Genomic DNA, 13,088 nt, shown 5'->3' on the forward strand with positions numbered 1-13,088 from the left:
GTCAACTGTCCCAGAACTCAAGGGAAGTGCAGCAGACGGCGATGGCGCGCGGGGGAGCTAGGCGTCGACTACGCGAGAACGGGTGAGAAAACGCACCCCCTCGGGTGCCTCCAGCGAGAATCCACTCCCCCGTCCGGGTACCACGTCGACGATCAGCCGGGTGTGGCTCCACACCTCGTACTGGCTCCTCGACATCCAGAACGTCACGGGCTCCTCGACGCCCTCCACCGCCAGTTCCGCCAGCAGCACGTCGGAGTCGCCGGTGCGGAACTCGCCGTCCGGGTAGCACATGGGCGCGCTGCCGTCGCAGCAGCCGCCGGACTGGTGGAACATCAGCGGACCGTGCTCGGACCGCAGCCTGCGCACCAGCTCGGCGGCCTGCGGGGTGAGTTCGACGCGGGGGACTTCCACTTCCATGGTCACCGTCCTGGAGAGCCGGGGCGTCTCGGGTGCCCAGTCTCACGGCTCGTCAGCGGTGCGTCCAGCACGCGTTCTTCGAGCGGGCCGTGGGTCAGCCGCGGCCGGGGACCTCGTCGGTCCGGCCCCATCCGGGCGTCGGCGGCTGCGGCCACCGCGGGGGAGCGGGCAGGGTCGCCGGACCGTCAAGGACCAGGCCCGTGGCCGGAGTCCGCCCGCTGAGCCAGCCGAGCAGGAGGTGCCCGGGCCCGGCGACCGAGGGGCCGCCGGGGGACAGGCACCAGCGACGGCCCAGGTCGACCGCCTCGACACGGGAGAGGGGATGACCCTGGGTCTGCAGAGCGGCGAGGGTCTCGTCGAGCGCCCAGGACACGTACGACGTCGGCCAGTCGGCGGTTCCGTACCCCAGGCCCAGGTCGAGATGGTGGTGCTCCAGTTCCCGCTGACACCGCAGCAGGGTGTACCAGGCGGGGTGCCGCCAGCCCGCGAGTGCCGACACCAGCGTGTCCCACCTGGCTGCGGGCATCTCCCGGGCCTCCGCCACGACCAGATCCAGGGCCCGCAGGGTCCGGTCGGCCAGGGCGCCGGCGGGCAGGGCGGCGGTCCGCCCGGCCGCCTCGGCCAGGGCGGCCGCATCCTGCCGGGGTCCCGGCGCGGAACCCGTACGTGCCAGCCGCAGCAGCCACACGTAGGCGTCCGCACCGCCCGCGATGTGCGCGAGCACCTGGCCCCGGCTCCAGGGAGCGAGTCCGGAGGGCGCCCGGTACTCGGCGTCGCCGAGGCCGTCCACGGTCTGCGCGAGCCGGGCCGCCGAGCGGACGACGCCATCGATCAGGGCGTCGACGCCGGCCGCGCCCATCGCGGGGGAAACGTTCATGCACACTCCAGGGCCCAGACGTCCGCCAAGGGCATCCTAGACATGGGGAGATGCCGGGTGGGCGGGTGCCTGGGAGAGGATGCCCCCATGCGCTACCACTCGCCCTTCGACCGGCCCGAACCGCGCCTCGTGCACGCCGGTGAACACCCTCTCTGGGACGAGGCCCTGGCGGCGGTCAACCGCGACCTGGCGGTGACGCTGCCGGAGCAACGGCCCCTGTGCCTCTTCGCCATACCCTGGGAGGAGGGTGAACCGGACCAGGTCTACGTCGCCCTCGCCAACGGCGAGTGGCACGGGAACCCCCTGTGGGCCGACCCGCGAACCGCCGCCGACGTCCTGGTGTCCGTGGCCGAGGCCGCGCAGGAGACGGTCTCGGAACTCCTGTGGCAGGCGTGGCCGGTCTGCTCCGTGCACGACCTGGGGATGCACGTACGCGAGGTGTCCGGCCGGCCCTCGTGGTGGTGCGCCGGTACGACGGACCCGCAGGACCCGCCGCACATCCGTGCGGCCGTGGGCGAGTTGGACACGCTCCGGCGCCCGCACCGGCCGAACCGGAAGCGCCGCGGGAACAGCGGTCGGGGCTGACCGGGGGGCGGCCGGGGCCAGGCTCCCCGGGCGTGCCATGATCCCCGGATGCGCGAGATCGACGAACTGGCCCAGGTGGACGACCCGGCCTGGCCGGAGCTCCAGGAACAGCTCGCGGCCAGTGCCGTGCCGGTCCGTGTGCTGCCGGGCGACCCCGGCGAAGGCCGCCGGTGCCTGCTGCAGATGCAGGTCACCGCGCGCTCCACGCTCGGCGCGCTCGCGTTGAACTGCGGTGGGCTCGTCCTGGACGACGGGTGGCTGCGGGTGTACGGCGGCGGCTCGTCGGCGACGGGCGGTCTGCCCGGTCTGGGCCGGGTCAACGGCTTCCCGCAGGAATTCGATCCCGCCTGGCGCCCCGCCTCGGGTCTGGTCGTCGGGCACGACGTGCTCGGCGGGGTGTTCGCGCTCAACGGCCACGACCCCGCCGGAGCGGGCCGCCCGGGCGATCCCGGCCAGATGACGTACTTCGCTCCCGACACCCTGGAGTGGGAGGCCCTGGACATGGGCCACTCCACCTGGGTGTGGTGGCTCCTGTCCGGTCGGCTGGAGACGTTCTACGAGGGGTTGCGCCCGCCGGGCTGGCGCGAGGAGGCCGCCGCCCTGGACCTCTCGCAGGGCATCACCGTCTACCCGTTCCTGTGGTCCGAGGAGGCGCAGGACGACCTCGCGGCCACGACCCGGCGGGCCGTGGCGATGCGCGAAGTCCTGGGGGTGGCGGCGGACTTCGCCCGGCAGCTGGGCCCGGCCGATCCGGGCTTCCTCGGCGAGGTCTGAGACACCGCCACCCGACCGCTCACCCCGGCCGGCGCAGGGCGCGCATCGACACCGCGTACACCCCGGAAGCCATCAGAAGCCCCACGGGCAGGGCGAGGTCGATTCCGCCCAGGGCGGCGGCCACCGGCTCGCTGTACACGGTGTCGGCGCACGCGGCGGAGGCGGCGACGCCCGCCGCGAGGGCCGGCGCGCCGGACCGGTTGACCCCGCCGGTGTACCAGAAGGGGCTGCTGGTCGAGGCCGTCGTACCCCGGCCCACCGGGGCCGAGGTACGGGCCCGCACCGCGGAGGTCCTGAACGCCATGGCGGCGGCGGGCCTCACCGGCGGCCACGCCATGGACGCCAACGGGGAGAGCCTGTCCGTGTACGCCGCTCTGGAGGCCGAGGGCGCCCTGCCTCCGCACGGGCCCGGCCAGGCCCTCACCGCGCTGCAGGGCATCACCGTCAACGCGGCCTGGGCCGCCGGGGAGGAGCACCTCGCCGGCCGGCTCGCCGTCGGCCGGCGCGCCGACCTGACGGTGCCGGCCGAGAACCCGCTGGAGGTCCCCGACACCGAGCCGGCCCGTCTGCCGGTCGTCCGCACGGTGCTGGCCGGCCGGCCCACGCACCGGGCCGCCGGCCTGTAGCCGACGGCCGGGGTGCCCTTCGGGTCAGCGCTGGGGAACGGGCGCCGCCTGTCCGGGCGGGCCCGCCGCCGCGGACGCCGACTTGATCACGTCGACGTCACTCGCCCGGACATAGGCGAGCCGGTGGCCGATCTGGATCTCGTAGTACTCCTCCTGGCCCTGCACCACGGGGGACGGGGAGTCGTCGGAGGAAGGTTTCTGCAGGTAGGAACCGAGGACGCGGGACTGCGTCACGTACCGCTGGCCCGCACGGATGGTGTATGGGAGCGGCGACTCCTCGGGCTGTTCGTCCGTCCCCTCCGGATAGGCGTCCTCCTCCGGCAGGGCGCGGCCGAACACCTCGACCTCCCTCAGACCCTCCTTCGGGGTCACCATCCGGCCGCGCGCACCGACCGCCGTCGGGTGACTCTTCGGGTTCCTGAACCAGGCCTTGTGCCCCTGGAACCAGATCGCCGTCCAGTCGCCGCTGCGGCCGGCGACCGCGAAGGTCTGGCCCGCGGAGACCCGCGACCCCAGGTCGTTCACGTCCACGGTGGAGTCCGCGCCGTCGGGGTGCCGGCCCGGGTCCTGGATCAGCGGAGCGTTGTCGTACGGGTCGGTCCGCAGGCGCACCGCGCTGGAGCCGTGCGGCGCGCACTTCACACCGCTCTTGGTGCAGCCGGTGAACAGCGGGTTGTGCGTGGGGTAGTCCGGCAGGATCATCACGACGTCGCTGTCCGGCCCGGCCGTCGCCTTCAGCGGCGCGCCGAGCAGGTCGAAGTAGTGCCGCCAGTCCCAGAAGGGGCCCGGGTCGTCGTGCATGTCAGGGATGGAGTCCTCGGTCGGCGCCGGCACGTTGTCATGGCCGAAGATGTGCTGCCGGTCGAGCGGAACCCCGTACTTCTTCGCCAGGTACTTCACCAGGCGGGCCGAGGACCGGTACATCGTCTCCGTGTACCAGGCATCGGGATGCCGCAGGAATCCCTCGTGCTCGATCCCGATCGAGCGGGCGTTCACGAACTGGCTGCCCGAGTGCCAGGCCGCGTCCTTGATCTTGATGTGCTGGGTGATGTGGCCGTCCCGGGAGCGGATGGAGTAGTGCCACGACGCCTCCTCCGGATCCTGGATCGTCTGCAGCATCGACGCCAGCGGCGCCTCGGTGTCGTGGATGACGATGTAGTCGATCCGCTGGTCCTTGGGCCGGTCGGCCAGCTGGTGGTTGCCGTACTCGTCGTCGTCGATCCGGACGTACGGCGCGCTGAGCCAGGAGCAGGCCAGCTCCGGCGGGCAGTCGACCTCCTTGGGGTGCGGCGCGCCGGTGGTGGCGGGGCGGTGCGGTCGGACACGGGGGCTCGCCGCGAGGGTGACCCGCTGGCCCACGTCGGTGATGCGGTGCGCGCCCCGGCGGATCACGTCGAAGACGTCGTCCGCAAAGGTCTCCGCCGAGGCCCGGTCGGCGGCCCCCGGGAAGGTGGACACGGTCTCCCACCAGTCCGCGGGATTGGGGCTGAGCGGCTTGCCGAGCTGTCGCTGGGTGGCCGCGAGGAGCGCCGCCCCGCCGCGTACGTTGGCCGCGTCGTCCGTCCGCAGCTCCTCGGCCGGAAGCCCGGTCAGGCGTGCGGCCCGGCGCAGGTCCGCCGCGGGGGCCTGCGTGCGCGAGGAGGACGATCCCGCCGTCCCCGCGCGCTGCCGTGCCTTCTTGGGCTGCGCTGTCTGCGGGGGCTGGGGCGCGTCCACCAGGTGCATCGGACCGTAGCCGCCGACGACGCTCGGCGCGCCCTGGTGCGAGTCCCACCTCGACTGCAGGTAGGAGACGCCCATGAGCACGCTCCGGGGGACGTGGTACTCGTTCGCGGCGGCCTTGTAGTCGTCCTGCAGACGTTGGTCGGACGGAGCCACATCCCCTGAGCGGTCGATCAGTAACGGCACCAGCAGCGCCGCCGAAGCGGTCACGCAGATGATCCGCCGGTGCCCGCGTACGGCACTGGAGACGCGGGGGGCGACGCGTTTTTTCATGAAGGTGCCTCCGACGAGGTTCAGCGTGGTGGCCAGGACAGATGCGACCAGGGCACAGTGGACTGCCCTTCAGGGCAAAGGGGGTTGCCCTTCGCGTCACCCCTTGTACGTTTCCGTGCCTCGCGCGCCGCGTCGCGCCGAGCGTCACCGGCGTGGACCAGCCGTCGGGCACAGGCCACCCGGTCGGCGGCACCCTGCCCGCCCCTGCGGAGGGCTCAGTCCTCGACCGGGTCCGCCTGCCAGTCGGGGTGTCCCGGCATGGGCGGCGTGTGCGGCCCGTACAGCCAAGGCGTCAGAAAGGGCGTCAGATCCTCGCCGGCCACGCGGGACGCGAGCCCGACGAAGTCCGCGGTACCGGCGGCCCGGCCCCGGTACGTCGTCACCCAGGAGCGTTCGATCCGGTCGAACGTGTCCTCGCCCACCTTCTCCCGCAGCGCGTAGAGCACCAGCGCCGAGCCGTCGTAGCGCATCTGGCGGAACAGGGTGGAAGCGGTGGGCTCGGCCGGTGCGCCGTCGTCGTGCCGCCACCGGTCGTGCTGTTCGTAGGCGGCACGCATCATGCCCTCCAGATCGATGCCGCCGTGCGTGTCGGAGTAGAGCAGCTCGTAGAAACGGGCGTGTCCCTCACTCAGCCACAGGTCGGACCACCGCCTGATCGCGACGCTGTCGCCGGTCCAGTGGTGGGCGAGCTCGTGCACGAGGTTGCGCTCGGCGCCGACCTGATCCCCCGACAGATCGGCACTCGGAACGACGGACAGCGACTGGGTCTCCAGGGCCACCGGCAGGTCGGTGTCCCCGACCAGCACGCCGTAGCGGCGGAAGGGGTAGGGGCCGAGCCGCTGTTCCAGCCAGGCCAGGTGCTCAGGGGTCAGGGACCGGTACGCCTCGGTGTCCGTGACCAGGTCCTCGGGGACCACGTCCCGGACGGGCAGTCCGCGCGGACCCGTGCCGTCCACGACGGAGAACCTCCCGATGGCCAGCTGGACCAGCTGGGCCGCGACCGGTTCCTCGGAGTCATAGGTCCACCGGGTGCGTCCGTCGGGTTGCCGCACGTGCCCGACGAGCCGGCCGTTGGCCACCGCGGTCAGCCCCGGCGGGGTGGTGATCCGGAAGGTGAACGGGGCCCGCACGCTGGGGTGGTCGTCGGCCGGGAAGACCATCCTGGCGCCGTCGGGCTGGAGCGACAGCAGGGTGCCGTCGGCCGTGGGTACCCAGCCGTAGTCCTGGATCGCGTCGTCGCGGTGGCGTCGCTGCGTCGGATCGGCCGTGTAGGCGACCCGGACGGTGAACGCACCTCCGCGGGCGATCGGCTTCGCCGGGGTGACGACCAGTTCGTCGCCGTCGCGCACGGCCTTCGCCGGTGTGCCGTCGACGGTGACCGCGTGGAGTGCGTTGCCCGCGAAGTCGAGGTCGAAGCGGGACAGGGCCTGCGTGGCGGTGGCCCGGACGGTGGTGGTCGCGGCGAAGGGCGTGCGGGGTGCGCGCCAGTCGAAGTCGAGGGTGTAGCGGCGGACCGTGTAGCCGCCGTTGCCGTCGAGGGGCGCGAGCGGGTCGCCGAGTCCGCGGGCACCGGGGGAGGGGACTTCGCCCCCCGCGCCGGGGGATGCGCCGGGGGCGGGGCGTCCGGCGCGGTCCGGTGCGCGGTGCTCCCCGTTGAGGAGGACGACGGTGAGGACGGCGGCACCCGCGATGCCGACGGCACCGGCCACGGCGAGGGCCGCACGGTGGGTACGGAGGCGGCGTCGGGTGCCGGCAGTCGTGATGTCCATGGCGACACTATGTCAGTAAGAGATTATTAATGCGCTATGTCCATTAATTCCGACATAGGCACATATCGCTTGGTATAAAGATCACATCAAGGTGTGGCCGTCCCCTCCCGGTGGCCGTGCGGCCACGCCTGTTGTCCGAGATCGGGCCTTCTGAAGGTCGGGCCTTCTGAAGATCGGGCTTTCGAAGGAGAGGCATGCGGCCGTTCAGAATCGCGGCATCCCGACAGGTGCCGGTTCCCATGCCGCGCCGGCCCGGCCAACCGGAGGGCGCCCAGGCGCGCTGGTACCGGCCCTTGTCCGTCTGCGCGGATCTGGTCGGCGCGGCGCTGCCCGTCGCGGCCGCGATCGTGGAGGTCCACGAGCCCCATCCGCTGCGGCTGGCGGCCGTGGCAGTCGTGCTGTGGCCGCTGATCAGAGTGGCCGGCAAGCGCTACACGCTCGCTGCCTGGGGTGACGGGGGCGGCCTGCGGGCCGTCCTCAGGGACTGGCTGGTGCTGGTCGGCGCCCTGGCGACGCTGCGCGTGGTGTGCGGACTGGGCAGCGTGCCGGCCGAGGCGTTCACGGCGCTGATCCCCGCCCTCGTCCTCACCGCGGCCTGCCAGAAGGTGATTCACCGTCATCTGCGGGCCGCCCGCCGCAGGGGCCAGGCACTGCGCCACGTCCTGGTGATCGGCGAGGGCCCTACGGTCGACGCGGTGGTCGAACAGCTCGCCCAGCGCACCGACCACGAATACGTGATCGTCGGAACCTGCCCGATCGGGGAGGACGATGTGCTCTCCGGCGTACCCGTGGATCTGAGGCTGCCCTGCGCGGCGCCCGAAATCCCCGAGCAGGACGCCGAGGTGGTGCTCGGGGCGGCCGACAGACTCTCGGCCGACCTGGTCTTCGTGGTGCCGGGCCCGCACATGTCGGGCGAGCGGCTGCGCCGGCTGGCCTGGGCGCTGCACGACCGCGGGTGCGCGCTCGTCGTGCTGCCCGGCATCGTCGACGTCACCCGCCGGCGGGTTCGGCTCACCTCGGCGGCCGGACTCACCATGCTGCACATCGTGCCGCCGCTGCGCCGGGGCACGCCGACGCTGCTCAAGTCCGTCCTGGACCGCGCGGGCGCCCTGCTGCTCGTCGTCGTGCTCGCGCCGCTGCTGCTCCTGCTGGCCCTGGCCGTCCGGCTCGGCTCGCCCGGACCGGCCTTCTACCGCCAGACGCGGGTGGGCCGGAACAACACTCCGTTCCCCATGTGGAAGTTCCGCACGATGGTGGTCGACGCGGACCGGCTCAAGGGCGAGCTGGAGGCCGCGAACGAGAACGACGGCCACATGTTCAAGATGCGCCGCGACCCCCGGGTCACCCCCCTGGGGCGCATCCTGCGCCGCTACTCCCTGGACGAGCTGCCCCAGTTGTTCAACGTCCTCCTCGGCCACATGTCCCTGGTCGGCCCACGCCCTCCGGTGCCCGAGGAGGTCGTCAAGTACAACCCGGTCGAGATGCGCCGGCTCAGCGTCAAGCCGGGCCTGACCGGGCTGTGGCAGGTGAGCGGACGGTCGGACCTGTCCTGGCACGAGACGATCGCCCTCGACCTGCGCTACGTCGACAACTGGTCCCTTGCCGTGGACATGAACGTGCTCGCCCGCACCGTACGGGCCGTGCTGAACGGCCAGGGCGCCTACTGATCCGCCATCCGGGCAGGCCTGCCGTCAACACGCCGTGATCGCGGGCGACGCGGCTCCCGGGACGGGAAGGATCGCGACCATGGCCTGAGTCCTCGGGAAGGGACACTCTCATGGCGCAGACCGTCGTCGCGCGATCCCTGCGCGGCTTCACCGGTGCCGGATACGACAAGGGGCGGCCCCTGCTCGTCCAGGCCGCCTGGTTCGCCGCCCTCCATCTGCTCTTCGTCAAGTGGTGGTTCCCGGCCCGCTGGCGGCCCGTGCTGCTGCGCGCGTTCGGAGCCCGGGTCGGGGAACGGGTGCTGATCCGGCACGGAGTGCGGGTGCACTGGCCGTGGAAGCTGGAGATCGGCGACGACGCGTGGATCGGCGAGGGCGCCTGGATCCTCAACCTGGAACCGGTCACGATCGGCAGCGACTGCTGTGTGTCCCAGAGCGCGCTGCTGTGCACGGGCAGCCATCGCCGCCGTTCCGCCACCTTCGAGTTCGACAACGGCCCGATCCGGCTGGAGCCGGGCAGCTGGGTGGCGGCCCGTGCTGTGGTCCTGCGCGGCGTCACCGTCGGCCGGGGCGGCGTGGTGGGCGCGGGTGTGGTGGCCCACCGGGACCTCCCGGCCGGCGCGGTCCTGACGACGAAGGGGGTCTCCGTATGAGACTGCTCCACGTGGTCACGCTCGTCAGCGACGACGGTGCCTTCGGCGGCCCGCCGAGCGTGGCCCTCGCCCAGGCCGAGGAACTGGTCGCACGCGGACACGACGTCACGCTGATGTCGCTGTGGCGGGGCAGCGGCCGGGGCCCGGACCGCATCGGCCCCGTCCGGCTCCGCTCCCGTCCGGCCCGCACGCTGCTCCCGGGACAGGGCTTCATCGGCCTGCTGCATCCCCTGCTCGTACGCGACCTGTGGCGGGCCATGGGCGACGCCGACGTCGTGCATGTGCACGCCGGACGCGATCTGGTCTCCCTCGCCGCGCTCGCCGTCGCCGCCCTGCGCCGCGTCCCGTGCGTGGCGCAGACCCACGGCATGGTCGAGCCGCGCAGCGCGCTCCCCGTCCGCCTGTTCGACCGGCTCTACCTGCCGTTGCTGCGCCGGACACGCACCTGCTTCGTCCTGACCGGGCAGGAGCGCCGGCTGGTGGCGGATGTGCTCGGGCCGGACGGCCCGCCGCTGCGGATCCTGCCCAACGGCATCCGGCCGGGCCCGCCCGAACCGGGTCCGCGGCGGCAGCGCGACCCGCATGTGCTGTTCCTGGCCCGGCTGCACCCGCGCAAGCGCCCGGAGGCCTTCGTGGAGATGGCCGCGCTGGTCCACAAGGAGCTGCCCGAGGCCCGGTTCACGCTGTACGGCCCGGACGACGGATCGCTCCCCGCCGTACGCCGGCTCATCGCCGACGGGCTGTCGGACGTGGTCCGCTACGGCGGGGCGCTCGATCCCGCCGACGCGCGCGAGGCCTACCGGACGGCGGCCGTCCATGTGCTGGCCAGTGTGAACGAGCCGTTCGGCATGACCGTCATCGAGGCGCTGGCCGAAGGTACGCCCGTCGTCCTCACCGACACCTGCGGCATCGCCGACGAGCTGGCGCGCCGGGGTGCCGCGGTCGTCACCGATGGCAGCCCCGAGGCCATGGCGGAGGCGGTCCGCCGACTGCTGGGCGCCCCGGACCTCTGCGCCGAACTGGCGGAGGCCGGCCGCCGCGTGGTCGAGGACGTGTACTCCATCGGCGCCGTGGTGGACCGGCTGGAGGAGAACTACCGGCGGAGCGGCGCCGGTTCGGATCGGACCGACCACGCCCGACGGGAGACGGAGCCGGCCCCTTCGAGGCCGGCCGTCTGATCGCCGGCTGTCCGATCGTCCACCGTCGGATTGCCGACGGTCTGATCGCGGGCCGTCTGATCGTCGGCCGTCGGACTGTCGGCTGTCTGATCGTCGGCCGTCGGATTCCCGGCCGTCCGATGGCGGTCCTCCGATCGCGGGTCGTCCGATCGCGGCCCAGGGCCGCGCCGCGTATGGACAGCGGCGCGGCCCTGGGCATTCGGCGCGGGTACCTGCACGGCCGGCTCAGCGGGCCGAGGCGGCGCTCACCCTCCGGAGGATGTCCTCGAAGCGGGAGGCGCAGTCCTCCAGGGCGAACTCGCGCTCGGCCAGGGCTCGGCTCTCCTTGCCCAGGCGCTCGGCATGGGCCGGGTCGGCCAGGACCGTCCGGACCCAGGAGGCAGCACCGTCGAGCGCGGACTCCTCCGGCGGCAGGACCGCCGACCCCGCCTGGTGGAGCAGTTGCGCGGCGAGGTTGTCGGCGGGCATCAGACCGAGCACCGGCCGTCCGGCACAGAGATATGACAGGGTCTTGGACGGGACCGAGAACTCTCCCGCGTCCGGCCCCAGGAGGACCACGAGGACATCGCCCGTGCCCAGCACCTCGGGCAGTCGCTCGTAAGGTTGGAAGGGCAGCAGGGTCAACTCGACCCCGCGGGCCGCGGCGGCCTCCCTGAGGACGGGCACGGCGGGGCCGTCGTTGACGACGACGAGCCGTACCGGATCACCCCGCTCCCGCAGCCGCTCGGCCAGCTGCACCAGCAGCACCGGGTTGTGTTTCAGGCCCAGCGTGCCGGAGTACAGCACCGTCCGGACGTCGTTCAGACCGTGCTCCGTCGACCATGCGTTGGTCCGTGCCACCGGGACGATCTCGTCCAGCGGCGCCCAGTTGGGGATGACGGTGACCTTGCCGGCGGTACCCCACCGTTCGTGGACCCGCACGAAGGAGTCGGCGATCACGACGACGGCCGAGGCCTGGCGAGCCGACCACTTCTCGCCCGCCCCGAAGACCTTGGCGGCGAGGCCCATCGACTTCGCGACCCGCGCGGCGGCGAAGGTCTTCAACGCGACCGTGGTGACGTCCTGATGCCACAGCACCCAGGGGATGCGCAGCCTCCCCAGGACGGCCGCGGTCACGACCAGCACCGGGATCGGCAGGTTGGACAGCAGCACCACGTCGGGCTTCTCGCGCCGTACCTGCCGGGCCAGTTCGAGGCCCAGCCGGGTCTCCTGGTGCAGCCGGTGGAAGTAGGCCTCCTTCCTCAGCCGGGTGGTGTCCCCGATGGTGGCGAAGCGGAGGCCGGGGGAGTCTCCGGCGAGGTTGCCCTTGCCGGAGACGTAGGCCGTACACGTCGAGTGGACGACATCGTGGCCACGGCGCGCCAACTCCCGGCTCAGCTGGGCCTGGAAGGGGTGGCCGCTGTAGTCGTGGACGAGGATCCTCATCGGCTCTTCGTGTCCTCGCACGTGGTCGGGGCTCACTGGTGGGAGCGCTTGACCTGGTCGTAGACCCAGGCGTAGGTCTTCTCCAGGCCGTCGGCCAAGGAGATCGACGGTTCCCAGCCGTGGATCTCGCGGATCAGGGTGTTGTCGGAGTTGCGGCCCCGCACGCCCTGCGGAGCGTCGAGCCGGTGGCTGCGCTCGCAGCGGACACCCGCGATCTCCTCGACGATGTCGACGAGTTGATTGATGGTCACCAGCTCCGAGGAGCCGAGGTTGACCGGTACGTCGCTGCTCCCGTTCATGATCATCTGAGTGCCGTGCAGGCAGTCGTCGATGTACATGAAGGAACGGGTCTGCAGACCGTCGCCCCAGATCTCGATGCTGTGGTCCCCGGAGAGCACCGCCTCGGCGATCTTCCGGCAGACCGCTGCCGGTGCCTTCTCGCGGCCGCCGTCCCATGTGCCGTGCGGGCCGTACACGTTGTGGTAGCGGGCGATGCGCGAGAGGAACCCGTAGTCCTCCGCGAAGTGGCGGCACATGCGCTCGGAGAAGAGCTTCTCCCAGCCGTAGCCGTCCTCCGGCTGCGCCGGATAGGCGTCCTCCTCCCGCAGCGCGGTGACGTTCGGGTCGGTCTGCTTGCCGGCGGCGTAGACGCAGGCGGAGGACGAGTAGAAGTACCGTTCCACACCCTGCTCGTGCGCGGCCTTCAGCATGTGCGTGCTGGTCAGCACCGACATCATGCAGGCGGCCTTGTTGTTCTCGATGAAGCCCATGCCGCCCATGTCGGCGGCGAGCATGTACACCTGCCGCGCGCCCCGGACGCCCGCGCGCGCGTTCTCCAGGAGCGATAGGTCGGCGATCACATTCTCCGCGGCGTCGTGGACCTGGTACCACTCCTGCCGGGGCTTGATGTCGATGGAGCGGACGGTCAGCCCCTGGTACAGCAGGGCGCCCACTAGATGGCCGCCGATGAATCCCCCGCCACCGGCAACGACGACGTCCACCTGCTTGCTCATCGGCAACTCCTCTGTCCCGGATTCTGGTCGGATAAGCAATACACATTTGTCACGATTTGCGGTAAATGGCGCGCCGCTCCGAATGCCCTCGTCACCCGATGACTGGGCTCGC

Annotated in this window: 13 protein-coding genes; 6 read left to right on the plus strand and 7 right to left on the minus strand. The window is 72.2% G+C overall.

The features are described 5' to 3' along the window. Positions 1 to 57 precede the first annotated feature (57 nt). Positions 58 to 417, minus strand: coding sequence for a DUF779 domain-containing protein (locus tag FB157_RS36795; RefSeq protein WP_145885060.1), 360 nt, complete (start codon positions 415 to 417; stop codon positions 58 to 60). 94 nt (positions 418 to 511) lie between these two features. Further along, positions 512 to 1,294, minus strand: coding sequence for a maleylpyruvate isomerase family mycothiol-dependent enzyme (locus tag FB157_RS36800; protein WP_145885061.1), 783 nt, complete (start codon positions 1,292 to 1,294; stop codon positions 512 to 514). 87 nt (positions 1,295 to 1,381) lie between these two features. Here FB157_RS36800 and FB157_RS36805 point away from each other — a divergent pair, with 87 nt between their 5' ends. Next, on the plus strand, positions 1,382 to 1,879 hold the full coding sequence (locus tag FB157_RS36805) for a hypothetical protein (protein ID WP_145885062.1): 498 nt from the start codon (positions 1,382 to 1,384) through the stop codon (positions 1,877 to 1,879). A 48-nt stretch (positions 1,880 to 1,927) separates the two neighbouring features. Continuing rightward, on the plus strand, positions 1,928 to 2,653 hold the full coding sequence (locus FB157_RS36810; RefSeq protein WP_145885063.1) for a DUF2625 domain-containing protein: 726 nt from the start codon (positions 1,928 to 1,930) through the stop codon (positions 2,651 to 2,653). 19 nt (positions 2,654 to 2,672) lie between these two features. Here the strand turns inward: FB157_RS36810 and FB157_RS36815 are convergent, their stop codons facing one another. Then, positions 2,673 to 2,957 carry a hypothetical protein gene (locus FB157_RS36815; RefSeq protein ID WP_186581854.1) on the minus strand — a complete coding sequence of 95 codons (285 nt, stop codon included), beginning with the start codon at positions 2,955 to 2,957 and terminating at the stop codon, positions 2,673 to 2,675. Between FB157_RS36815 and FB157_RS36820 the strand changes: the two genes are divergently transcribed. Next, positions 2,956 to 3,279: an amidohydrolase family protein gene (locus FB157_RS36820; protein ID WP_145885064.1), complete on the plus strand. Its 324-nt coding sequence runs from the start codon at positions 2,956 to 2,958 to the stop codon at positions 3,277 to 3,279. The genes FB157_RS36815 and FB157_RS36820 overlap by 2 nt on opposite strands. A gap of 24 nt (positions 3,280 to 3,303) precedes the next feature. Here the strand turns inward: FB157_RS36820 and FB157_RS36825 are convergent, their stop codons facing one another. Then, positions 3,304 to 5,274: a peptidoglycan recognition family protein gene (locus tag FB157_RS36825; RefSeq protein ID WP_186581855.1), complete on the minus strand. Its 1,971-nt coding sequence runs from the start codon at positions 5,272 to 5,274 to the stop codon at positions 3,304 to 3,306. Between the two features lie 215 nt (positions 5,275 to 5,489). Next, on the minus strand, positions 5,490 to 7,043 hold the full coding sequence (locus tag FB157_RS36830; RefSeq protein ID WP_261386761.1) for a M1 family metallopeptidase: 1,554 nt from the start codon (positions 7,041 to 7,043) through the stop codon (positions 5,490 to 5,492). 194 nt (positions 7,044 to 7,237) lie between these two features. Between FB157_RS36830 and FB157_RS36835 the strand changes: the two genes are divergently transcribed. From FB157_RS36835 to FB157_RS36845, 3 genes are all read left to right on the plus strand, one after another. Beyond that, positions 7,238 to 8,710, plus strand: coding sequence for a sugar transferase (locus FB157_RS36835; RefSeq protein WP_261386762.1), 1,473 nt, complete (start codon positions 7,238 to 7,240; stop codon positions 8,708 to 8,710). A gap of 110 nt (positions 8,711 to 8,820) precedes the next feature. Further along, positions 8,821 to 9,360 carry a DapH/DapD/GlmU-related protein gene (locus FB157_RS36840; protein WP_145885065.1) on the plus strand — a complete coding sequence of 180 codons (540 nt, stop codon included), beginning with the start codon at positions 8,821 to 8,823 and terminating at the stop codon, positions 9,358 to 9,360. Beyond that, positions 9,357 to 10,538: a glycosyltransferase gene (locus FB157_RS36845; RefSeq protein ID WP_145885066.1), complete on the plus strand. Its 1,182-nt coding sequence runs from the start codon at positions 9,357 to 9,359 to the stop codon at positions 10,536 to 10,538. Before FB157_RS36840 ends, FB157_RS36845 begins: the two co-directional genes overlap by 4 nt. 225 nt (positions 10,539 to 10,763) lie before the next feature. Here the strand turns inward: FB157_RS36845 and FB157_RS36850 are convergent, their stop codons facing one another. Next, positions 10,764 to 11,963 carry a glycosyltransferase family 4 protein gene (locus tag FB157_RS36850; protein ID WP_145885067.1) on the minus strand — a complete coding sequence of 400 codons (1,200 nt, stop codon included), beginning with the start codon at positions 11,961 to 11,963 and terminating at the stop codon, positions 10,764 to 10,766. Positions 11,964 to 11,995: 32 nt separating this feature from the next. Then, positions 11,996 to 12,976 carry an NAD-dependent epimerase/dehydratase family protein gene (locus tag FB157_RS36855; protein WP_145885068.1) on the minus strand — a complete coding sequence of 327 codons (981 nt, stop codon included), beginning with the start codon at positions 12,974 to 12,976 and terminating at the stop codon, positions 11,996 to 11,998. Positions 12,977 to 13,088 lie beyond the last annotated feature (112 nt).

The organism is Streptomyces sp. BK340 (assembly GCF_007827595.1).
Classification (GTDB): Bacteria; Actinomycetota; Actinomycetes; order Streptomycetales; family Streptomycetaceae; genus Streptomyces.